The sequence below is a fragment of the Paraburkholderia tropica genome (genome assembly GCF_900109265.1).
GTDB lineage: Bacteria > Pseudomonadota > Gammaproteobacteria > Burkholderiales > Burkholderiaceae > Paraburkholderia > Paraburkholderia tropica.
The window spans coordinates 48138-69602 of sequence record NZ_FNZM01000002.1 but is presented as its reverse complement, the minus strand read 5'-3'; the positions used below and the strand labels follow the sequence as shown (position 1 = coordinate 69602).

Sequence of the window (21465 nt, the reverse complement as noted above, 5' to 3'; positions counted from 1 at the left end):
CTCGTCAGAACACCGATGAGGGTAGTGAACCTGCTGTGCGACCAGCAGTAGCCTAGGAAGACATGCGCCACTGGTAACGGTGGGGTGTGAAGCTCTTCTGACAAAGTAGCCCCCGGATTTTCCGGGCGGGCGACGGCCGTGAGGCGGTCGTCCCGGAGACTCCCAGCAGCAATGGGGTCGAGGAGCGAGGCTGACTGATACGGTTAATGTAAGTGAACTGCTGTTAAACCCCGTGAGCATTGCGATGCCAAAGCTGCTGATAGGCATCAACCAAAAAGGTATGTGGTTGGATAATCCGCTGAGCAATCGGATTACGTCGTCAATAAACCACCGGGGAATAGGCAGAACCTAAGTCAGTCGTGTGACATGCCGGGAACGTGGTAAGCCCGTACAGTTGCCTGCGAAGCATTGCAGGCAGGCGAACCGCAAGGAACGCTGTTGACCATGCGGGTATGGGAGGACGGAGAAAGCGAAAGGTATCCTGTAATGGGATGCATAGGGGTTGCGACATTACCTCACGCGAAAGCGGGCAGACTTCCGTCTGGTCTACCGTCGCAAGACGGCTGACTACCCTCTAGCGAAAATTGTGATTGCTGGCGGCTGCTTAGTCGTCAGTGCTGTCTTACCCCTCGCGGGAGCAAAACGCTCCCGCGAGGGACGTGCTGCTCTTCGCGCGGGAAGTCACTTCTTCAAGCGGGAGAGCAGCATGAGAGTATCTGTCCGAAAGGACGGGTCTGCGCTCTCACACGCGCCGGATAACTGGTACGCCATCGATTGGCACCGGGTTGAACGGAACGTGAGAGGGATGCAGATTCGAATTGCGAAGGCGACGCGGGAAAGCGACTGGCGCAGGGTGAAAGCCCTGCAACGGATGCTGACCCGCACGTTGTCCGCGAAGTTGTACGCGGTACGACGTGTTACGCAGAACCAAGGTGCGCGAACGGCTGGAGTCGATCGTGAACTATGGGATTCGCCTGAGAGCCGATGGGAAGCCATTGGCAGGTTGAAGCGGCGCGGATACAAGCCTCTGCCTTTACGGCGAGTCTTTATCCCAAAGGCCAACGGGAAGGAGCGCCCTCTGGGCATCCCGACCATGCGGGACAGGGCGATGCAAGCTCTGTATCTGCTGGCCTTGGAGCCGGTGGCAGAGTCGACGAGCGACCCGAACTCTTACGGGTTCAGGAGGAATCGCTCGACGGCAGATGCCATGTCCCAGATATTCGTCACCATGTCCCAAAAGGTTTCGGCCCAATGGGTACTGGAAGCGGATATCAAGGGATGCTTCGACTGGATCAACCATGACTGGCTGCTGTCCCATGTCCCGATGGACAGGGGCATCCTTCAGAAATGGTTGAAGGCTGGCCTGATTTACAAAGGTCAGCTACAGGCGACTGAGGCCGGTACGCCGCAGGGAGGCATCATTTCCCCGACGCTGGCTAATGTGACGCTGAACGGGCTGGAGCGCGAACTGATTGAGCACCTCGGTGCGAAGTTGGGGATCGTGAAGGCGAAGAAGCTGAAAGTGAATGTGGTGCGGTACGCGGACGATTTCGTGATAACGGGCAACTCGCAAGAGGTGCTGGAAAGCGAAATCCGACCTTGGGTGGAAGCGTTCCTGGCTTACCGGGGACTCCAGCTATCTGAGGAGAAAACGCGGGTCGTTCACATTGACGACGGTTTCGATTTCCTTGGGTGGAATTTCCGCAAGTATTCGGGAAAGCTACTCATCAAGCCGAGCAGGAAGAACGTGAAGACGTTCTATCGCAAGGTGGCGGAAACGATCAGCGGAAACAAAACGGTGAAGCAGGAGGAGATGATCCGCCTGTTGAACCCGATGCTACGGGGCTGGGCGCAGTACCACAGTCCTGTAGTAGCCAAGCAGGCGTACACACGTGTGGAGCATCTTATCTTTCGGAAGCTCTGGCGATGGTCGAAGCGTAGGCATTCAAACAAGAACGCTGACTGGGTGCGGAAGACGTATTTCCACACTGTCGGCGGACGCGATTGGGTGTTCTCTGCACCTGTGGTTTACGAAGACGGCAGAAAAGGGTTGTTGGAGCTGTACCAGCTTAGCGGTACGGAAATCCACCGGCACAAAAAGATCAAAGGCGGGTTCGATCCCTTTGATCCGATGTGGGAGCAGTACGGCGAGCAGTTGCGGCAGGAGCGCATGTGGAACTCGATGCGCTACCGCAAGCAATGGGCCAAGCTGTACATGTCGCAAGGCGGGTTGTGCGCGCATTGTGGCTGTGCTCTAACGGACGATACAGGCTGGCACGATCATCACCTGGAGTATCGGGTGCATGGCGGCACAGATGCTTTGTCTAACCGGGTGCTATTACACCCACACTGTCACCAGCAGGTCCACGCTGCAAAGGTCGCGGTAGCTAAGCCGGCTCCATTGCCGTGATGTAATGGGGCTTCGATCTGTATGAATGTAGGCTTGAGCCGTATGCGGTGAAAGTCGCACGTACGGTTCTTAGGGGGGCGCTCTTCCGAGAGGAAGGGTGCCTACCCTCCAAGATTTGCGAGTGCTTGCCAGTTGTTTTGCTGGAAGTTCTGCCAGACGCAGTCTGGCTCTTTCCGCGCCCGTGGGCGCTCGAGGCACCAACCCATGTCCGCATCCCCGAATTCCCCGAAGGCGCGCTCCGGCGCGCTGCGCAACATCGCCGCCGCCGTCGTGGTGCTGGCGATCGCCATCGCCGGCTACTTCGCGTTCTTCGGCAGCCAGCAGCGCGTGCCGGACGCCACCTTCACGCTGCTGTCCGGCCAGAAGGTCTCGACCGCCGACCTCAAGGGCAAGGTCTATCTGATCAACTTCTGGGCGACGAGCTGCGCGACCTGCATGCAGGAAATGCCGCAGATGGTCCAGACCTATAACCGCTACAAGGGCGAAGGCCTCGAATTCGTCGCCGTGGCGATGAACTACGACGCGCCGATGTACGTCGCCAACTACGCGCAGACGCGCCAGTTGCCGTTCAAGGTGGCGATGGACGACGGCTCCGCCGCGAAGCAGTTCGGCAACGTGCAGCTCACGCCGACCACCTTCGTGGTCGACCGCAACGGCAAGATCCTCAAGCGCTACGTGGGCGAGCCGCAGTTCGCGGAACTCGACCAGTTGCTGCAAAAGGCGCTTTCGACCTGAGATCGCCGCGCATCAGCCCAACGCCAATGAAAAACGGCAGCGAAACTCGCTGCCGTTTTTTTTATGCGCGCGGTTCGTTCTCGCCGCGCGCGACGAGCCCGTAACGCCGGATCTTTTCGTAAAGCGTGGCCTTCGCCATCTGCAGACGCTCGGCCGCCTGCGCGACCGCGCCGTTCGATTGCTGGAGCGCATCGGCGATCAGCGCGCGCTCGTATTGCTCGACGCGCTCCTTGAGCGGCAGCGCGTCGTCGGCGCCATTCGCGGCGGGCGGCGCGACATCGTCGGGAATCCCGAGCACATAGCGGTCCGCCGCGTTGCGCAGTTCGCGCACGTTGCCGGGCCAGTCGCGCTGCGCGAGACGCATGCGGTCGCGTTCGGTGAGCAGCGGCGCCGGGCGCTGGTAACGCACGGCCGCGTCCAGCAGAAAGTGCTCGAACAGCGGCACGATGTCCTCGCGGCGTTCCGCGAGCGGCGGCAGCGCGATCGTCACCACGTTGAGCCGATACAGCAGGTCGCGCCGGAACGTGCCCGCCGCGACGTGTTCGAGCATATCGCCCTTGGCCGCCGCGACCACGCGCAGATCGACGCGCACCGGCTGGTTCGACCCCAGCCGCTCCAGCACGCCGTCCTGCAGCACGCGCAGCAGCTTCACCTGGAGCGCGAGCGGCATGCTTTCGATTTCGTCGAGAAAGAGCGTGCCGCCCGCCGCGTGTTCGAGCTTGCCGATCCGCCGCTTCGCCGCGCCCGTGAACGCGCCCGGCTCGTAGCCGAACATCTCCGACTCGAACATCGGCTCGGGCAGCGCGCCGCAGTTCACGGCCACGAACGGTTTATCGCGGCGCGGCGACAGTTCGTGCAGACTGCGCGCGATCAGCTCCTTGCCCGCGCCGGTGTCGCCGTTGATGATCACCGACGCATCGGTCGGCGCGACGTTCGCGATCAGCTTGCGCACCTGCTCGATCGCCGGACTTCTGCCAATGATGCGCGGCGCGAGCGCGTTCTGCCCCGCCAGCTCGCGGCGCAGCGCGAGGTTTTCGAGCATCAGCGTGCGGCGCTCCAGCGCGCGGCGCACGGTTTCGATCAGCCGCTCGGACGCGAACGGCTTCTCGATGAAATCGTAAGCGCCGTCGCGCATCGCCTGCACGGCCATCGAAATGTCGCCGTGGCCGGTGACGAGAATCACCGGCACGTCGGGCGCGCGGTCGTGGCATTGCGCGAGCAGGTCGAGCCCGCTCATGCCGGGCAGGCGGATGTCGCTGACGACCACGCCCGCGAATTCGGCATCGACGAGCGGCAGCGCGGCTTCGGCGTTCGCGAAACCGGTCGCGTCGAAGCCCGCGAGTTGCAGGCTTTGCACACCGGCGCGGCGCACCAGTTCGTCGTCCTCGATATAGAGCACCCGGCCGGGCGTCGTGTCGATCATGTTCGTTCGCCTTCCTGGTTGGAGGTGCGGGAGCTTGTGTCCTGCGGCTTCGGTTCGCCCATGCCCGCCATTGCGCCCGCAGTCGTAGCCGCAGTGGCTCCCATGCGCGTGCGCCGCAGCGTCAGCACGAAGCACGCGCCGCCGTCCGGGCCGTTGTGCGCGGCCAGCGCGCCGCCGCAATCGCGCGCGATCGACGACGAAATCGCCAATCCGAGCCCCAGACCCTGCCCCATCTCCTTGGTCGTGAAGAAGGGCTCGAAGAGGCGCGGCATGACGTCGTCGGGAATGCCGGGGCCGCTGTCGCGCACCGAGATCGCGAGCGTCGCGGGCAGCGCCTGAATGTCGATGACGATGCGTGGATCGGGCAGCCCCGCCACCGCGTCGAGCGCATTGCCGATCAGGTTGATGAGCACCTGTTCGAGCCGCAGGTCGTCGCATTGGGCGACCAGTTCGGGAGCGTCGCCGTGCGGATCGAGCGGAACCGGCGCGGCTTCGCCGTCGGTCAGCGTGAGGTCGACGCGCACGCCTTCGAGCCGCTTGCCGAGCAGCGCGAGCGCGTTACCCAGCGCGCGCACCACCGGCGAGCGCTGGCTTCTCGGCTTCGCGCGCCCCACGAACAGCTTGAGCTGATTGACGATCTTGCCCATGCGCTCGGTGAGCGAGCCGATCGCCTCCAGATTCTCGTGCGCGGAATCGTACTGACCGCGCGCGAGAAACACGCGCGTATTGTCGGAGAAACTGCGCAGCGCGGCGAGCGGCTGATTCAGTTCGTGCGTAATGCCCGCCGCCATCTGCCCGAGCGCCGCGAGTTTGCTCGCCTGAATCAGCTCGTCCTGGGTCGCGCGCAACTCCTGCTCGGTGCGCGTGCGTTCGGCCACTTCGCGTTGCAGGCGCTCGTTGGCCTGCGAGAGATCGGCGGTGCGCTCGGCCACGCGGTCGTTGAGCATCGCATAGGCTTTTTGCAGCATCGCGCGGCTGCGCAGCACTTCGCGCACGCGCGCGCGGCGCATGCGCCAGTAGAAGGCGAGCAGGCACAACGAGACATAGCCGAAGCCCGTCATGACGGTGGCGTTGCGCGCGGCGTCGAGGACCGGATCGATCGGCGACATCGTCACCAGATGCCAGTCGGGCTCGCCGAGCGCGCGGCGCGTTTCCAGATAGCGCGGCGCGCGCAGGCCGCTGCCGATGCGCACGATGTCGGCGTCGCCGGGCAGCACGCGCTCCACGCTCGCGGGCAAGGGCGCGATGTCCTGGCGCGCGTACTGGCGCGTCTGGTCGATCGAGCGGACGATCTCGGCGGGCAGCGGGCGCACCGTGCGGTACTTCCACGCGGGCACGGAAGACAGAAAGATCACGCCGTGATCGTCGGTGACGAGCAGCGGCTCGGACGCATCCGAGCCCGGAAACCATTCGAGATTGAGCTTCACCACGGCCACGCCGACGATCTTCTCGCCGCGCCGCACCGGCTGCGAAATGTAGTAGCCCGGATCGTGCGAGATCGTGCCGATGCCGAAGAAGCGCCCCACATTGCCTTGCGCGGCCTCGATGAAATACGGGCGAAAGCGGTATTCGCTGCCGACGAAGCTGTCCGCGCCACGCCAGTTGCTGGCGGCGATGCAGCGGCCGTCGGCGCCGATGATGTAGGTCGTGGTGGCGCGCGCGTGGCGGTTCACATCCTCGAGATAGCGGTTCGCCTCGGCCACCCATTCGGGGCGCGGATCGGCCAGCACGTCCTGCACGAGCGGATGCGCGCCCACCAGATACGGCAGCGATTCGTAGCGCTCCAGCGTGCTCTTGAGCGCGGCCGTCGTGCGGTCGCCGCGCACGGCGGCGTTGCGGCGCAGCGCGTCGATGCCGGTCTGCCAGGCGAGCGACCACGCGAGCGCGCAAACCACCGCGAGCCCGACGGCGAGCACGATGAACACAATGAGACGGCGCGTCACGGAGGTGGCTTCCGGAGAATCGGATGGGGATGGAGAGAATTGTGGCACACGCTTACCGCGCGAGGCGGCCGACGGCTTGAGCGGAAGGGGAAAAGAGGCGCGGCGCGCCGCAGGGGAACAGCGCGCCGCCCAACGGCACGAGGCCGCCAAAGGACATGATGCTGGGTGAAGCGGTGATACGGCCGGTGAGACAGCCGGCACTACAGCGGTTATGCCGGCACGACTGGCTTTGCTGCGATCCGGGCGGAGCGCATGCGCTCCGCCCGCGAAAGACACCGGAACGACCGGAACGCCCGGAACGCTTAGACGCCCGCGCCTTCCCTCACTTCCTCGGGATTGCCGGACAGCGCCGCGCGCATCTTGTCGCGGTCGAGTTCCTTTTCCCATGCCGACACCACGACCGTCGCCACGCCGTTGCCGACGATGTTGGTCAGCGCGCGGCATTCGCTCATGAAGCGGTCGATGCCGAGAATCAGCACCATGCCCGACAGCGGAATGGTCGGCACCACGGCCAGCGTCGCCGCCAGCGTGATGAAGCCCGCGCCGGTCACGCCGCTTGCGCCCTTCGAGGTGAGCATCGTCACCGCGAGCAGCGTGAGCTGCTGGGTCCACGTGAGGTCGGTGTTGGTCGCCTGGGCAATGAAGAGCACCGCCATCGTCATGTAGATGTTGGTGCCGTCGAGGTTGAACGAATAGCCGGTCGGCACGACGAGACCCACGACCGAGCGCGGGCAGCCCATGCGTTCGAGCTTCTGCATCAGTTGCGGCAGTGCCGATTCCGACGAGCTCGTGCCCAGCACGATCAGCAGTTCTTCCTTGATGTACGAAACGAAGCGGATGATCGAGAAGCCCGTGAAGCGCGCGATCGCGCCGAGCACCACGAGCACGAACACGATCGACGTCAGATAGAACGTGCCGATCAGCTTGAGCATCGGCACGAGCGAACCCACGCCGTACTTGCCGATGGTGAACGCCATCGCGCCGAACGCGCCGATCGGCGCGAGCTTCGTGACGATCTTGACGATGCCGAACAGCACGCCCGAGAGGCTGTCGATGAAGTCGGTCACCACGCGGCCGCGCTCGCCCAGTTGCGCGAGCACCGCGCCGAACAGCAGCGCGATCAGCAGGATCTGGAGAATTTCACCCTGGCCGAACGCCGAGAACATCGTGTCCGGAATGATGTGCATCAGGAAGTCGACGGTGCTCTGACCGTGCGCCTTCTCCGCGAAGCTCGCCACGGCCTTGGCGTCGAGCGTCTTCACATCGACGTTGAAGCCCGCGCCCGGCTTGAGCACGTGCGTGGCGATCAGGCCGAGCACCAGCGCGAACGTCGAAACGATTTCGAAGTACAGCAGCGCCTTGCCGCCCACGCGGCCCACCTTCTTCATGTCTTCCATGCCGGCGATGCCGGTCACGACCGTACAGAAGATGATCGGCCCGATCACCATCTTGATCAGCTTGATGAAGGCGTCGCCGAGCGGCTTCATGTCGATGCCGAGGGCCGGAGAGAAGTGGCCCAGGATCACGCCGATGACAATCGCCACGATCACCTGGAAATAGAGCACTTTGTGGAGAGGTTTCTTCACTTTGGATGCCTGCAATGAGTTAAGCCGATGGCCGCGCGTGGATACGCGCCGAACCGCGACAGGTCGAAACGGGGGGAATCAGCGAAACCGGACGAGGGGATCGGACATCGGCTGTCTCCTTGCTTTTTTTTGTCGCGGCCGGGGTGGCCGCGCGATTTATTTCGCAAGGTTGATGCCAGCGGCGCAGCGCGTACTCACCCTTGATTTACAAGGGATTTTTAACGCATCGGGCGTGGCGCAATCTGGATTTCCAGAAATGCGGTTTGGATACGTCCGGGAATCCGGAAATCCGGGCGCGCGGGCGCCGCCCGGAAGCGGGGTCAAAACACTCCGGCGAGGCGCGCCTTTTTAGCCGCGCCCTTTCCACGGCACGAGACGCCGTTCGAGCGCGCGCATGCCGAGGTCGAAACCCCAGGCGATCAGGCCGATCAGCACGATGCCCATCACCACGACGTCGGTGCGCAGGAAGCTCGACGCGTTGAGCACCATCTGGCCGAGCCCCGCCGTGGCGGCAACCATCTCGGCGGCCACGAGCGTGGTCCAGCCGAAGCCGATGGCGATGCGCAGCCCGGTGAGGATTTCCGGCAGCGCGGCCGGCAGCACCACGAAGCGCACGATCTGCGCGAAGCTGCCGCCCAGCGACGCCGCCGCGCGCAACTGCTCGACGGTGGCGCTTTTCGCGCCCGCGCGCGCGGCCATCGCGATCGGCGCGAAGCAGGCGAGCCAGATCACGACGATCTTGGCGGTCTCGTCGATACCGAACCAGATCACCACGAGCGGCAAGTAGGCGAGCGGCGGCAACGGCCGGTAGAACTCCAGCGGCGGATCGAGCAGACCGCGCGCGACGCGCGACACGCCCATCAGGATGCCGACGGGAATCGCCGTCAGCGCCGCGAGCGCGAACGCGCCGAACACGCGCAGCGCGCTCCAGAACAGATGCTCCGAGAGCGGCAGGCCGCCCTGGATACGGCCGTGCCAGGCGTCGACGAAGGCGTGCCAGACCGCCTCGGGCGTCGGCAGAAAGAGCGGCGGCAGCCAGTGCAGATGCGTGGCGAGCCACCAGAGCGCCGCGAGACCGGCCACCGACGCGGCGGAGAGCGCGGCCGTCGGCCCTTCGCCGGGCATGCGCCAGACGCGGGCGCGCGAACCGCTCGACGCGACCTGTGCGGCTTGCGGGGCGATCTTTGGCGCGCTGTTTGGCGCTCTGTTTGACGCGCTGCTCGACGCGGTTTCAGCGCCTTCGAAACTGGATGACGCGCGTGCGTTCAGCGCTTCCAATGATTCCTGCGGCACGCTCATCGGATCACCTTGACTGTCGACTTCATGATGGGTTTCGCGAATGGGCGCTCACGACAGCGCCGGTTCACGCGCATCCGCGTGCAGCAACTGCACGAGCCGCTCGCGCCATTCGATGAAATCGGGCGCCGACTTCACCGCGCGCGCGTCGCGCGTACGCAGATAGCGGCGCGCGAACGGCACCTCGAACGCGTGCTCGATGCGGCCCGGCCCCGGCGTCATGACCACCACGCGCGTCGCCAGAAAGAGCGCCTCCTCCACGCTGTGCGTGATGAAGAACACCGTCTTCTGCGTGCGCGCCCAGACGTCGAGCACGAGCGTCTGCACGGATTCGCGCGTCATCGCGTCGAGCGCGCCCATCGGCTCGTCCATCAGCAGCACTTGCGGATCGCTCGCGAGCGCGCGCGCGATGCCCACGCGCTGCTGCATGCCGCCCGAGAGCGCATCCACGCGCGAACGCGCGTGATCGTCGAGCCCGACGAGCGCCAGTTGCTCGCGCGCGATGCGCTCGCGTTCGGCCTTCGGCACGCGCCGGAAACGCAGGCCCAGCGCGACGTTGTCGAGCACGTTCAGCCACGGCAGCAACGCATGCTTCTGGAACACCACGCCGCGCTCCGCGCCCGGTCCGGCCACGCGCGCGCCGTTCACGCGCACCTCGCCGCCGGTCGGTTCGATGAAGCCCGCGATGCAGTTCAGCAAAGTGGTCTTGCCGCAGCCCGACGCGCCGAGCGCGACCACGAACTCGCCGCGCTCGACCTGCAGGTTCACGTTCGCGAGCGCCACGCTGGGCGCGTCGCCGCGACGCGCGCCCGCGTAGGCGACGCTCAGATCGCGGATATCCAGTGCGCTCATGCTCGCCTCCTTCGCGTGCGTATGCTGACGAATGCCGATATCGGCGCGTCAATCAGTGCGCGGCGGCGCGCTGCACGTAACGCGGATCGATGCCGACCGAGTAATCGGGCAGCACGTTCTGGATCGTGCCCTGCTGCTTGAGGAAGGACGCCGTCGCGAGCAGCGATTGCGCCGCGCCCGACTGCGCGCCGCCGCCCAGCCAGGTCTTCGAGGCCTGCTCGGCGGGCGTCGGGAATGCGTAGAGCGCGAGGCTCGCAGGCACTTCGTCCGGATTCGCGCCCGACTCCTTCGCCACGGCCTGCACCTGCGGCGAGGCGGCGTTCCAGGCGGCGCGATGCGCGCTGTAGTCGGCGTCGGCGGCGGCCAGCACCTGCACGAACTTCGCCACGAAGTCGCCGTTATCCTTCGCGAAACCGCGATCGACCACGAAGCCGTCGAAGGTCGCCTTGCCCGTCGCCTTGGCCACCTGCCCCGACGTGATCAGCACCTTGCCGCTCTTCTTCACCTGCGCGAGCACCGGGTCCCAGATGTAGGTCGCGTCGATGTTGCCGCGCTGCCAGGCCGCCGCGACTTCGGGCGGACGCAGGTTCACGATCTTCACATCGGCGGGATTCACGCCCGCGTTCTGCAACGCCACGAGCGCATGGAAATGCGAGGTCGAGACGAACGGCACGCCGATCGTCTTGCCCTTGAGGCCCGCGATGCTCGTCACGCCCGACCCGTCGCGCGCGACCAGCGCCTCGGCGTCGTTGATGTTGTCGAGAATCCAGAACAGCGAGAGATTCACGCCCTGCGAGAGCCCCGCCGCGATCGGGCTCGACCCGGCTTCGCCGAGCTGCACCGAACCCGACGCGAGCGCGCGGATCACATCGGCGCCGCTCGCGAGCTTGCGGAACGTGACCTTGTAGCCGGTGGCCTTTTCGACTTCGCCGGTCGCCTGCGCGTAACGCCACGGCACCACCATGTCCTGATACGCGATCACGACTTCGCGCGTCTCGGCATGCGCGCGCGGCGCACCGAACGCGGCGAACAGCGCCGTGGCCGCCAGCGCGGCGGCGAGCACGCGCGGACGTTGCGAGGAAAGGACACGTTGACGGGCGCGATGACTCATCGAAAAACTCCGGCGGAACCACTGAGGTTGAATGGAAGGTTCCGACTATAGGGAGTCTGGCGGCGTCCGGTTCTAATTTATCCGCGATAGCTAATGACGCTGCTGGAGCATTGCTTTGCGTGTTCCTGCGCATGCCGCGCGCCAACGAAAAAGCCCGCTTTTCAGCGGGCTTTTTTCAATGCGACGAAGCGAAACGAAACGGCTTAGACCACGCCCGCGCCGTGCGCCTGCAGATCGGCGTGATAGCTCGAACGCACCATCGCGCCGACGGCGGCGTGCGTGAAGCCCATCTTGTACGCCTCTTCCTCGTACATCTTGAAGGTGTCCGGATGCACGTACGAACGCACCGGCAGATGGTGCTCCGAAGGCTGCAGATACTGGCCGATCGTGAGCATGTCCACGTCGTGCGCGCGCAGATCGCGCATGACCTGAAGAATCTCTTCCTCGGTTTCGCCGAGACCCACCATCAGGCCCGACTTGGTCGCGACGTCCGGATGCAGCGCCTTGAAGTCCTTCAGCAGCTTCAGCGAGTGCGCGTAGTCCGAACCCGGGCGCGCTTCCTTGTACAGACGCGGCACCGTTTCGAGGTTGTGGTTCATCACGTCGGGCGGCGCGGCGTTCAGGATGCCGAGCGCGCGATCGAGACGGCCGCGGAAGTCGGGCGTGAGAATCTCGATGCGGGTTTCCGGCGAATGCTCGCGCACCTGGCGGATACATTCGACGAAGTGGCCCGCGCCGCCGTCACGCAGATCGTCGCGGTCGACGCTCGTGATCACGACGTACTTGAGCTTGAGCGCGCCGATGGTGCGCGCGAGGTTCGCCGGTTCGTCCGGATCGAGCGGATCGGGACGGCCGTGGCCGACGTCGCAGAACGGGCAGCGGCGCGTGCACTTGTCGCCCATGATCATGAACGTCGCGGTGCCCTTGCCGAAGCATTCGCCGATGTTCGGGCAGCTCGCCTCTTCGCACACCGTATGCAGGTTGTGCTCGCGCAGGATGTTCTTGATCTCGTAGAAGCGCGACGTGCCCGTGGCCGCTTTCACGCGGATCCAGTCGGGCTTCTTGAGCTTCTCGATGGGGATGACCTTGATCGGAATGCGCGCGGTCTTGGCCTGCGCCTTCTGTTTCGCGGTCGCGTCGTAGGGGACGGCGTCGGCGGGGGCCGGGCTCGGAGCCAGGTTCGCGGCGGGGTTCGCGGTTACATCAGTCATTCGTTCGATCCAGTCAGGCCGCCGGAACAGCGCCAGCCTGCGGTTGCGGCGGTTGCCCGCCTGAGGCCGCCTGAGCAGCCGGGTCCACTGCAGCCGCTTCGGCCGCCGGGTCTGTGGCGGCCGCTTCGGCCACCGGAAGATTTGCCGCGTGCGCAGCGAGTTGCGTCTCGAGCTGCGCCGCCAGCGTGGCGGCCACGTCGCGCCAGTCCGCCGCGACGCCGAGCGACGCCATATCGACAGTTTCGAGGCCCGCGTAGCCACACGGATTGATCGCGAGGAAGGGGCTCAGGTCCATCGACACATTCAGGCTCACGCCGTGGTAGCTGCAGCCGTTGCGGATCTTCAGACCGAGCGCCGCGACCTTCGCGCCACGGTGCGCCGCGCTGGCGCCCGACGCGTGTTCCGGCACGTAAATGCCGGGCGCGCCGGCCTTGCGCTCGCTCGCGAGATTATACGCCGCCAGCGTGTCGATCACGGCCTGCTCGATGAGCGTCACCAGCTCGCGCACCATCAGTTTCCGGCGTCGCAGATCGAGCAGCAAATAGGCCACGATCTGGCCCGGCCCGTGATACGTGATTTGGCCGCCGCGGTCGATCTGGACGAGCGGAATACCGCTGTTGGCGACGAGCAGATGCTCGGGCTTGCCGGCCTGCCCGAGCGTGAAAACGGGCGGGTGCTCGACCAGCCAGATTTCGTCAGGGGTGTCGGCGTCGCGCTGATCGGTGAACGCGCGCATGGCGTCGAAGCTCGCCTGGTAGGCCTCGTTGCCACGCCAGCGCACGACGGGCGCTGCGAAGCGCGCGCCGGCGGGGCCGGATTCGGTGCTGGACGCCGCCTCGGCGATCGTGGAAATCGCGGAATTCGCGGGGTCGGATGACATTGACAGGGGTGAAACCGGGGTGGCGCACATGATTCCCGAAGTTTACCCAATTCGGGACAAGCGCGCCGAGGACGCTGCGCGATCACCGTGATCAGGCCGCGCGCCGGGCCGCCTGCGCGGTCCCGGCGCGGTGCGCAGACCGGATTTGCACGCATCGAATCGTGCGTCAAACGCTTTATCAAACCGTGGCTGTATCAAACCGTGGCTGTATCAAACCGTCGCTGTATCAAACCGTGCGCCAGCCGTCGCGCGCATGCACGCCGAAGCGCGCCGCCGTGCGTGCGGCCCAGTCCACCGCGCGCTCGCCCACGCGCTTGGGCGTGGCGAACGCCACCCACGCGGCGGCGCCCTGCTCCGCGCCGATCCACAGACGCTCGCCGCGACGCAGCCGCAGCGTCTGGCCCGGTTCGAGCCAGTAATCGGCCGTGTCGTCGCTGCGCGTGACCCAGACCGCGCCGCAGCGCACCGTCAGGCGCGTGCTGCGCGAAACGCGTACCGACGCCACTTGCCGGGCTTCCACCTCGAAGGTGATATCCGAAGAAATTTCTCTCATTTTCGACTCCGAATGACGTGCTCCAATGGCTACAATCCTAGACACTGCAAGGGATCGAGCAAAACGATCATTTTTCACGCCTATGTGAGAAAAATTACGATGGATCTGCGTACGCTTCCCGCCCTCAATGCGCTCAAGTCCTTCGAGGCCGCCGCCCGCCACGAGAGTTTTTCGCGTGCCGCCGACGAGCTGTTCGTCACGCACGGCGCGGTCAGCCATCAGATCCGCGCGCTCGAAGCCGAACTGGGCGTGGCGCTGTTCGCGCGCGACGGCAAGCGCGTGCGCGTGACCGACACGGGCCGCCGCTACGCCACCCAGGTGCGCGACGCGCTCAACCAGCTGGCGCGCGCCACCGAGGAAATCCGCTCTGGCGACCGCGACCGCCGCCTCGTCGTGTCGATGCTGTCGTCGTTCGCGGCGCGCTGGGTCACGCCGCGCATCGGCCGCTTCATCGAGGCGCATCCGCAGTGGGACGTCGAACTGCAATCCACCAATTCGCTGATCGATTTCACGCGCGACGACGTGGACGTGGCGATCCGTTTCGGCTTCGGCCACTATCCGGGCCTGCACACCGAACTGCTGCTCGACGAGATTTTCTTTCCCGCCTGCGCGCCCGACTTCAACGGCGGCAAGCTGCCCGACGATCCGCGCGAGATGACGAAACTGCCGCTGCTGCGCTCCGACGACGAACTGTGGCGTCCGTGGTTCGACGCCGCCGGCCTGCAGGATCTGCCCGAGCCCAAGCGCGGCGTGCTCTATCAGGATTCGTCGAATCTGCTGCAAGCCGCGATGGACGGCCAGGGCATCGCGCTCGTGCGCCGCTCGCTCGCGATGCACGAAATCACGCGCGGGCGCCTCGTGCGCCTGTTCAAGGACATCGACGGCCCGAGTCCGTGGCGCTACTACTTCATCTGCCAGCCGCAGCGCCTGCAAACCGAGCGCGTAACCGCGTTCCGCGACTGGGTGTTCGACGAGGTGGCGCGCTTTCGACGGCTCTACGAAGACGCCTGCGAGGCCGGCCCGGTCATCACGGCTGCCGCCGCGGCCCTGCGCGCGACCACCGGCGACGCGCCTTGAAGCGCGCCTCAATGAACGCCGTGAACCACGCGTAAACGCAACAAGGGCCGCTAACAAGCGGCCCTTGCTTCATCTCGATCCCAATCTCGATCCCCATCCGGATCGCGCCCTTACAGCACGATCTTCACCATCGGATGCCCGGTCAGCGCGCGATAGATATCGTCGAGATGCGGCTGGCTCGTCGCGCGCACCGTCACCGTGAGGCCGGTGTAATTGCCGCCGCTCGACGGCCGCGTTTCGATGGTTGCGGTATCGAAACCGCCGTCGAATTCGCGCAGCACGGCGATGATCGTGTCCTGGAACTCCGGATGCGTCTTGCCCATCACCTTGATGGGGAAGTCGCACGGGAATTCGATCAGCGTGGTTTTTTCTTCGGCGCCGGCGGCGCCGTTCGTTTGCGATGCACTCATTTGTTGTCCACTTCCTGTAGCGAGGCGGCGGCTTCGGCGTGCGATTGCGCCAGCGATGCCGCCTCATAAACCTCACGCGCCGCGCGCGCCTTGGCACGCTGGTACGCCGCGTAAATCGCCGCATAGACGGGGCCCGGCTTGCCGTCGCCCACCGCCTGGCCGTCGATCGTGACGACCGCCAGCACTTCCTTCGTCGCCGAGGTCACGAGCACTTCGTCGGCGCCGCGCAGCGCGGCTTCGTCGATCTCGCGGGCCTCGAAACGCAGCCCGCATTCCTGCGCCAGTTCCTCGACGAGTCCGTAGCGGATGCCTTCGAGAATCTTGTGGCTGCGCGGCGGCGCGTACAGCGCGCCATCCTTCGCGATCCACACATTCGACGACGATGCTTCGGTCACCCAACCGTCGCGCAATTGAATGGTTTCGAACACGCCGTGTTCGGCCGCATGTTGCGCCATCAGCACGTTGCCGAGCAGCGAGGTCGCCTTGATGTCGCAATGCAGCCAGCGGCGGTCTTCGGCGGTGACGCAGGCCACGCCGTTCGCGCGCGACGCATCGCCCGGCATGACGAGCGGATTCACCATCACGAACACCGTGGGCGGCACGCTCGCCGCCGGAAACGCGTGCGCGCGCTTCGCGACGCCGCGCGTGACCTGCACGTAGACGTTCGCGTGCGCATCGGGCGCGAGCGCGCCGGCCTGCTCGTTGGCGTCGATCACCCGCGCGATCAGCGCGCGCCAGCCGCTTTCGCTGAACGGATTGGCGATGCCGATCTTCTCCAGCGAACGCGCGAGCCGCGCGAGATGCTGCGTGAGACGGAACGGCACACGCACGAGCGGCGCTGCGCCGTCTTCGTCCGCTTCGACACCCTCGACTTCGAGCGCATACACCGGCACCACTTCGTAAATGCCGTCGCCGAAAATGAAGCCGCGATCGAGCACCGGCACGCGCGCCTCGCTGATCGGCGTGAATGCGCCGTTCAGCCAGACGACGGGCTCGCCGTCGTGCTCGTCATCGTGATCGTGCTCGTCGAGCTCGTCGTGAGCGTCGAGCGCGTCAAGATCGGCGGGCGCTTGCGGCGCTGAAGTCGAGGTGTGTCCGGCCATTTACTTCTTCTTGTTGAACATCAGCATGAGCGAATCCCACACGCGGCCGACGATGCCGGCTTGCGGCACCGCTTCGAGCGCGACCAGCGGGAATTGCGCGAGCACCTTGCCGTCCGCGCCGACGAACTTCGCCGTGCCGACCTGCTGGCCGTCCGCGAGCGGCGCGATCAGCGGGCTGGTGATGTCGATCTGCGGCTTGGCCTTGTCGGCGGCGCCCTTCGGCAGCGTGACGAACTGATCCTTCTTCACGCCGACCTTCACGGCGTCCGCCGCGCCCTTGTAGACGCGCGGCGTGGCCACGGCCTGGTTCGCGCCGTAGATGCGCGTGGTGTCGTAGGCGCTATAGCCGTAGTTGAGCATCTTCAGGCTGTCCTGCACCCGGTCGTGCTCTTTCTGCTCGCCCATCATCACCGAGACCAGACGGCGGTCGCCGCCGCCCGCCATCGGACGCTTGGCCGACGCGATCAGGCAGTAGCCCGCGGCTTGCGTGTGGCCGGTCTTCAGACCGTCGACCGTCGGGTCGATCCACAGCAGACGGTTGCGGTTCGGCTGCTTGATGTTGTTGTACTTGAATTCCTTGACCGAGAAGATGCTGTAGTACTCGGGATAGTCGCGAATCAGGCGCGCCGACAGCGTGGCGAGGTCGCCGGCCGTCGTGTAGTGATTCGGGTCGGGCATGCCGTTGACGTCGGCGAAGTGCGTGTGCGCCATGCCGAGCTTCTGCGCTTCAGCATTCATCATGTTCACGAAGTTCGCTTCGCTGCCGCCCACGAGTTCGGCGAGCGCGATGGCCGCGTCGTTGCCCGACTGGATGATCATGCCGTACACGAGGTCGTGCACCGAGACCGGCTTGTTCGCTTCGATGAACATGCGCGATTCGTCGGTCTTCACGCGACGCACCGCTTCGCTCGGCGTGACGATCTGCTCCATCGAAATCTTCTTCGACTGCAGCGCCTCGAACGTGAGGTACGCGGTCATCAGCTTCGTGAGCGAGGCCGGTTCGACGCGCTCGTCGGCGTTGCCCGAGGCGAGCACCTGGTTCGCCGTGGCGTCGACAAGCACCCACGAGCGCGCGTTCACCGCCGGCGGCGGCACTTGCGCGAACGCGCTGGCGCTCGCGAGCAGCGAGGCCGGCACGAGCGCGCCGAGCGTGACTTTACGAACGATGGAGGAGGAAACGAGAGAGGACTGCTGGCCGTTGGAGAGAAAACGCATGGGTTCAGGTCGGACGGGATTGGGGTCGGGATGAACGTGGCGCGCCATGCGGCGCACGGTCGGGTGAGCCGGAATGCGGCGCCTCGCTCAACACGCCTGAAGAGGTTTCAGACGGGCGCGGCGGCCGCAAAAAGAGCGCCCATTATACGCGCCGCGTGCAGGCGTTTTTCGAAGTGGGCACACGTTTGCGCGCACCTGTCGTGCATTTTTAACGATTCGCGCGCCTTTTTATGCAACCGCGAGGTCATTTCTCACGATCGGCCGACGCAGCACTTACAGACGCTGCGTGCGGCCGATATGGACCCTAAAAACGCGTGCGAGAAAAAGCCGCGCCGTCGACACGAGCGTTTCAGCGCCAGGCGTCGACGATGATGCGCTTGAGAATGTGCAGCTTGCGATGCAGGAAGTGTTCCGCCCCCGGAATCACCACGACGGGCAGTTCCTGCGGCCGCGCCCATTCGTACACCGAGAGAATCGGCACGGTATCGTCGAGTTCGCCGTGAATCACGAGCGTGTCCTCGCGCACCGGCGCGACTTCCCAGCGGCTCGCCGCCGTGCCGACGAACACCATGCGCTCGATTTCGCCGCCCGCTTCCAGATAGCGCTTCGCGACGTGCGAGAGCACGAAGGTGCCGAACGAGAAGCCCGCGAGCACGAGCGGCACGTCGGCCTGACCCGGCTGCGCGCGCATGTAGCGGATCAGTTCGAGCAGATCGTCCTGTTCGCCGATGCCGTTGTCGTGCGTGCCCGCCGTGCCGCCGACGCCGCGAAAGTTCGAGCGGTACGTCGTGTAGCCGAGCTGCACGAGCGTGCGCGCGAGCGTCTGCGCGACCTTGTTGTCCATCGTGCCGCCAAAGAGCGGATGCGGATGCGCGACGAGCGCGATGCCGCGCACGGGCGTGCCGGCGTCGGGCGTGTCGAGCGCGCATTCGATCTGGCCGATCGGGCCGTCGATATGGAATTTTTGCGTCTGGGCGTTCATCGGGCTGCGGTCCTTGCTGTCTTTCGTGCTGTCGTTTTCGTGTCGGCGCGCATCACGGACCGCATCAGGGACGATCGATCAGCAGACGCTCGACCACCTGGCCGTTCTGCAGATGCGACACGACGATTTCCTCGATGTCGGTTTCGTCGACATAGGTGTACCAGGTGCCTTCCGGATACACGACGACGACCGGACCTTCCTCGCAGCGGTCGAGGCAGCCTGCCTTGTTGACGCGCACCTGACCCGGACCCGCGAGGCCCAGTTGCTTCACGCGCTTCTTGGCGTATTCCTGCATCGCCTGCGCGTTGCAGCTCGCGCAGCTCGGACGCTCGGCGCCGGGATCGCGCTGATTCAGGCAGAAGAACACATGGTGTTTGTAGAAGGAATCGGTCATGGCGTGAGTACCGGGATAGGCAGTAAAAGTGGGGGTGCGGCGCGCTCGCCGGATTATCGGAACAACGGTGACGATGCGCGTGTGGCGTGCCTGCTGGGGTCGCTAGATGCGGTCACTCATCGCGGCCGCCGAATGCGGTCGATTATAGCGAGCGACGCGCGAGCCACGCGCGCTCCAGCGAGAACGCGCTCCAGCCCAGCGCGGCCCACGGCCAGATCCACGCGAGCCAGTGCGCAAGCCCGTTGAAATGCAGATAGCGGCCCTGGCGCCAGTCGGCGAGCACCACGTCGAAATACGGATTCACGGGCAGCACGTTGACCAGCACGAGCGCCACCGCCAGCGCCACGCTCGCCGCCGCGGCGCGCGCCGCGCGCGGCAGGCGCAGCGCGAGAAAGGCCGCGAGCGTGCCCCAGACGAGGCCGCCGAGCGCGCCCGGCGTCGCCCAGTTGAAGATCAGTCCGCTTTGCGATTGCAGGAAGGTCGCGCCCGCCTTCACCACGAGCGTGGCCGCCAGCAGCACGACGATGAGCCGCGCGCGCGGGGCGCGCTGGCGCATCGGCAGCGAGGCGAAGGCCGCCGCGCCGAACAGGTTGAGCGTCGTGACGAGCGCTTCCCAGCCGCTCTCGGGCAGACGCGCGGCGAACGCGTCGGGCAGCGCGCGCAGATGCCACGCGGCGGGCGTCCAGGCGAGCACGGCGTCCTGCATCGAGGCGTCGAAGCGCTGCCAGATCGCGCGCGGCCAGTCGCCCATGCCGAACAGGCGCGGCGCGGGAAACATCGTCGCGAACGGCCAGAGCGCCGCGAGCACCATCAGCGCGCCCGCGTCGCGTTCGAACCAGCGAAACCGCAGCCGCCGCAGAAACCCGCGTTCGAGCAGCGCGCCCGTGAGCGGCGCCGCGAGGGCCGCGCCCAGCAGCGCACCGAGCGCGTTGGTGGCGAGATCGAGATTGGACGCGACGCGCGTGGGCAAATAGGTCTGCACCGCTTCCATGCCGCTTGAGAGCAGCGTGCCGCCCAGCGTGGCGAGCGCGACGGCGGCCAGTCCGCGGCAGCGCGGCCAGATCGCCAGCACCGCGAGCGCGCCGAACGGCATGTAGCCGAGCACGTTGGTGACGACGTCGAAGACGGTCCAGTAACGCGGGAAGGGGTCGTTGAGATAGTCGAACGGACCGAGGCCGAGCGAGCGCCAACCCGAGAACGGATACCACGAGCCGTAGACGATCAGCGCCGTGTAGAGCGCCAGCGCCTGGCGCGAGAGCGTGGAGGCCTGGCGCGGCGGGATGTCGGGGACGGCGGACGCTTTTTCCGCGCGCACAACGGCGGCCTCGCTGCGCGCGCGCGCAGCGTCGCCGGATTCACCGTTGCGGCTGTCGTAGCCGTTGCCGCCCTTACCCGCTTTGCCGCTCATCCAACCGGTCCCACTGGTGCCGCGAGCAGCACGCCGCGCGCGCCGCCCGCCGCGTTCCTCAAGGCGTGCCGGCGAATGCCTGCACGCTCAGCCATGCGCCAATCTGACTCGCGAAATCGTCGCTCGCCGTCCGCAGCGCCGCCGCGCCGCCCGCCGCGTCGGGCGTGCTGGCCGGCGCGCGCGCGAGGAACGAACGCTGCGCGATCACCTTGCCGCCCTGCATCAGCGTCGCGCGCGCGGCCAGCACGCCCGAGCTTTCGGAGGCGGTGTCGAACACCTGTTCGAACTCGGTGAGTTCGACCTTGAGCATCGGCGCCTGCACGGCGTCCGCGCCCGAAAGCACCGTGACGCGCGTGGCGAGCGAGGTGCGCAGACGCTGCGTGAGCAGGCGCGCGGGCGACATCGTCCAGTGGCTGCTCGCGTAGCGCGCCGAGCGCTGCGAGTCGCCGCCGATGCGATAGACGATGCCGTCGTGATCGAGCGTCGCCGGCGCGCTCACTTCGAGCACCTTGAGCGGCGGCAGCGTGGGCGGCGCGGGCGGCGCTTCCTGCGGCCCGAGGTCGTAGCGGATATCCGAGAGCGCGGCCGGATTGCCGGCGCACGCCGCCAGCGTACCGATGGCGAGCGCCGCGAGCGCGGCGCAGCAGAGCCTCAGAAGCGAGCGTGACGGGGTGGCTTGGCGTGACATTGCGGTTCCTTCCGGTTCTTGCGGGTTCTTGCGGATCATGCGGTCAGGCGGCGCCGTTCTGGCGGCCGCCGCCGACGTCGAATGCACTCCGACACCATTGCGGCGCAGCAGTTCGCGGCGCGCGCAGCAGCATAGCGATTTTTGCGAAGGGCCAGAACGCGGCGGCCACTTCGCAGCGTTTCGCGGCG

18 protein-coding genes and 1 pseudogene are annotated in these 21465 nt (G+C 66.0%); 3 read left to right on the top strand and 16 right to left on the bottom strand.

The genetic code is table 11. The features are described 5' to 3' along the window. Positions 1-706: 706 nt before the first annotated feature. Positions 707-2410 carry a group II intron reverse transcriptase/maturase gene (gene ltrA, locus BMY06_RS02650; protein ID WP_074981440.1) on the top strand — a complete coding sequence of 568 codons (1704 nt, stop codon included), beginning with the start codon at positions 707-709 and terminating at the stop codon, positions 2408-2410. A 204-nt stretch (positions 2411-2614) separates the two neighbouring features. Further along, positions 2615-3145 carry a TlpA disulfide reductase family protein gene (locus BMY06_RS02645; RefSeq protein ID WP_065062093.1) on the top strand — a complete coding sequence of 177 codons (531 nt, stop codon included), beginning with the start codon at positions 2615-2617 and terminating at the stop codon, positions 3143-3145. Between the two features lie 61 nt (positions 3146-3206). Here the strand turns inward: BMY06_RS02645 and BMY06_RS02640 are convergent, their stop codons facing one another. The 9 genes and pseudogenes from BMY06_RS02640 to BMY06_RS02600 form a co-directional block, all read right to left on the bottom strand. Further along, the gene (locus BMY06_RS02640; protein ID WP_065062091.1) at positions 3207-4568 is read right to left on the bottom strand and encodes a sigma-54-dependent transcriptional regulator; all 1362 of its coding nucleotides are present in this window, start codon (positions 4566-4568) and stop codon (positions 3207-3209) included. After that, a complete protein-coding gene (locus tag BMY06_RS02635) occupies positions 4565-6661 on the bottom strand; it encodes a sensor histidine kinase (RefSeq protein ID WP_390969450.1) in 2097 nt (698 codons plus the stop codon). Before BMY06_RS02635 ends, BMY06_RS02640 begins: the two co-directional genes overlap by 4 nt. Positions 6662-6813: 152 nt before the next feature. Next, positions 6814-8097: a dicarboxylate/amino acid:cation symporter gene (locus BMY06_RS02630; RefSeq protein ID WP_065062089.1), complete on the bottom strand. Its 1284-nt coding sequence runs from the start codon at positions 8095-8097 to the stop codon at positions 6814-6816. 348 nt (positions 8098-8445) lie between these two features. Next, on the bottom strand, positions 8446-9396 hold the full coding sequence (locus tag BMY06_RS02625) for an ABC transporter permease subunit (RefSeq protein WP_244144290.1): 951 nt from the start codon (positions 9394-9396) through the stop codon (positions 8446-8448). Between the two features lie 48 nt (positions 9397-9444). Then, entirely contained in the window at positions 9445-10245 is an 801-nt protein-coding gene (locus tag BMY06_RS02620) for a taurine ABC transporter ATP-binding protein (protein WP_065062087.1), read from the bottom strand. A 52-nt stretch (positions 10246-10297) separates the two neighbouring features. Next, on the bottom strand, positions 10298-11356 hold the full coding sequence (gene tauA, locus BMY06_RS02615) for a taurine ABC transporter substrate-binding protein (protein WP_074981438.1): 1059 nt from the start codon (positions 11354-11356) through the stop codon (positions 10298-10300). A gap of 203 nt (positions 11357-11559) precedes the next feature. Further along, positions 11560-12567 carry a lipoyl synthase gene (gene lipA, locus BMY06_RS02610; RefSeq protein WP_065062083.1) on the bottom strand — a complete coding sequence of 336 codons (1008 nt, stop codon included), beginning with the start codon at positions 12565-12567 and terminating at the stop codon, positions 11560-11562. 94 nt (positions 12568-12661) lie between these two features. Continuing rightward, positions 12662-13447 (bottom strand): annotated as a pseudogene (lipB, locus tag BMY06_RS02605) (lipoyl(octanoyl) transferase LipB); the annotation flags it as partial. Between the two features lie 226 nt (positions 13448-13673). Continuing rightward, positions 13674-14000: a DUF2917 domain-containing protein gene (locus tag BMY06_RS02600; protein ID WP_065062081.1), complete on the bottom strand. Its 327-nt coding sequence runs from the start codon at positions 13998-14000 to the stop codon at positions 13674-13676. Between the two features lie 99 nt (positions 14001-14099). On the opposite strand from BMY06_RS02600, the gene BMY06_RS02595 reads away from it, so the two are divergent. Beyond that, positions 14100-15077 (top strand): transcriptional regulator GcvA, encoded by a 978-nt coding sequence (locus BMY06_RS02595; RefSeq protein WP_065062079.1) that lies wholly within the window; start codon positions 14100-14102, stop codon positions 15075-15077. A 110-nt stretch (positions 15078-15187) separates the two neighbouring features. Here the strand turns inward: BMY06_RS02595 and BMY06_RS02590 are convergent, their stop codons facing one another. The 7 genes from BMY06_RS02590 to BMY06_RS02560 form a co-directional block, all read right to left on the bottom strand. Further along, positions 15188-15487, bottom strand: a complete 300-nt coding sequence (locus tag BMY06_RS02590; RefSeq protein ID WP_065062077.1) for a DUF493 family protein — start codon at positions 15485-15487, stop codon at positions 15188-15190. Further along, positions 15484-16590 carry a D-amino acid aminotransferase gene (locus BMY06_RS02585; RefSeq protein WP_080180581.1) on the bottom strand — a complete coding sequence of 369 codons (1107 nt, stop codon included), beginning with the start codon at positions 16588-16590 and terminating at the stop codon, positions 15484-15486. Before BMY06_RS02585 ends, BMY06_RS02590 begins: the two co-directional genes overlap by 4 nt. Then, the gene (locus tag BMY06_RS02580; RefSeq protein ID WP_074981436.1) at positions 16591-17805 is read right to left on the bottom strand and encodes a D-alanyl-D-alanine carboxypeptidase family protein; all 1215 of its coding nucleotides are present in this window, start codon (positions 17803-17805) and stop codon (positions 16591-16593) included. A gap of 349 nt (positions 17806-18154) precedes the next feature. Continuing rightward, entirely contained in the window at positions 18155-18787 is a 633-nt protein-coding gene (locus BMY06_RS02575; protein WP_065062074.1) for an alpha/beta hydrolase, read from the bottom strand. A gap of 64 nt (positions 18788-18851) precedes the next feature. Then, positions 18852-19181: a (2Fe-2S) ferredoxin domain-containing protein gene (locus tag BMY06_RS02570; RefSeq protein WP_065062072.1), complete on the bottom strand. Its 330-nt coding sequence runs from the start codon at positions 19179-19181 to the stop codon at positions 18852-18854. A 142-nt stretch (positions 19182-19323) separates the two neighbouring features. Then, positions 19324-20589, bottom strand: a complete 1266-nt coding sequence (locus tag BMY06_RS02565; RefSeq protein ID WP_080180582.1) for a VanZ family protein — start codon at positions 20587-20589, stop codon at positions 19324-19326. A gap of 58 nt (positions 20590-20647) precedes the next feature. Further along, positions 20648-21277: an ABC-type transport auxiliary lipoprotein family protein gene (locus BMY06_RS02560; protein WP_065062321.1), complete on the bottom strand. Its 630-nt coding sequence runs from the start codon at positions 21275-21277 to the stop codon at positions 20648-20650. Positions 21278-21465 lie beyond the last annotated feature (188 nt).

Coding starts and splice junctions, on each gene's coding strand:
- BMY06_RS02590 (WP_065062077.1), bottom strand. CDS start 15,487: ATGAGTGCATCGCAAACGAACGGCGCCGCCGGCGCCGAAGAAAAAACC.
- tauA (WP_074981438.1), bottom strand. CDS start 11,356: ATGAGTCATCGCGCCCGTCAACGTGTCCTTTCCTCGCAACGTCCGCGC.
- ltrA (WP_074981440.1), top strand. CDS start 707: ATGAGAGTATCTGTCCGAAAGGACGGGTCTGCGCTCTCACACGCGCCG.
- BMY06_RS02580 (WP_074981436.1), bottom strand. CDS start 17,805: ATGCGTTTTCTCTCCAACGGCCAGCAGTCCTCTCTCGTTTCCTCCTCC.
- BMY06_RS02565 (WP_080180582.1), bottom strand. CDS start 20,589: ATGAGCGGCAAAGCGGGTAAGGGCGGCAACGGCTACGACAGCCGCAAC.
- BMY06_RS02560 (WP_065062321.1), bottom strand. CDS start 21,277: ATGTCACGCCAAGCCACCCCGTCACGCTCGCTTCTGAGGCTCTGCTGC.
- BMY06_RS02625 (WP_244144290.1), bottom strand. CDS start 9,396: ATGAGCGTGCCGCAGGAATCATTGGAAGCGCTGAACGCACGCGCGTCA.
- BMY06_RS02575 (WP_065062074.1), bottom strand. CDS start 18,787: ATGAACGCCCAGACGCAAAAATTCCATATCGACGGCCCGATCGGCCAG.
- BMY06_RS02600 (WP_065062081.1), bottom strand. CDS start 14,000: ATGAGAGAAATTTCTTCGGATATCACCTTCGAGGTGGAAGCCCGGCAA.
- BMY06_RS02585 (WP_080180581.1), bottom strand. CDS start 16,590: ATGGCCGGACACACCTCGACTTCAGCGCCGCAAGCGCCCGCCGATCTT.
- BMY06_RS02595 (WP_065062079.1), top strand. CDS start 14,100: ATGGATCTGCGTACGCTTCCCGCCCTCAATGCGCTCAAGTCCTTCGAG.
- BMY06_RS02645 (WP_065062093.1), top strand. CDS start 2,615: ATGTCCGCATCCCCGAATTCCCCGAAGGCGCGCTCCGGCGCGCTGCGC.
- BMY06_RS02640 (WP_065062091.1), bottom strand. CDS start 4,568: ATGATCGACACGACGCCCGGCCGGGTGCTCTATATCGAGGACGACGAA.
- BMY06_RS02620 (WP_065062087.1), bottom strand. CDS start 10,245: ATGAGCGCACTGGATATCCGCGATCTGAGCGTCGCCTACGCGGGCGCG.
- lipA (WP_065062083.1), bottom strand. CDS start 12,567: ATGACTGATGTAACCGCGAACCCCGCCGCGAACCTGGCTCCGAGCCCG.
- BMY06_RS02570 (WP_065062072.1), bottom strand. CDS start 19,181: ATGACCGATTCCTTCTACAAACACCATGTGTTCTTCTGCCTGAATCAG.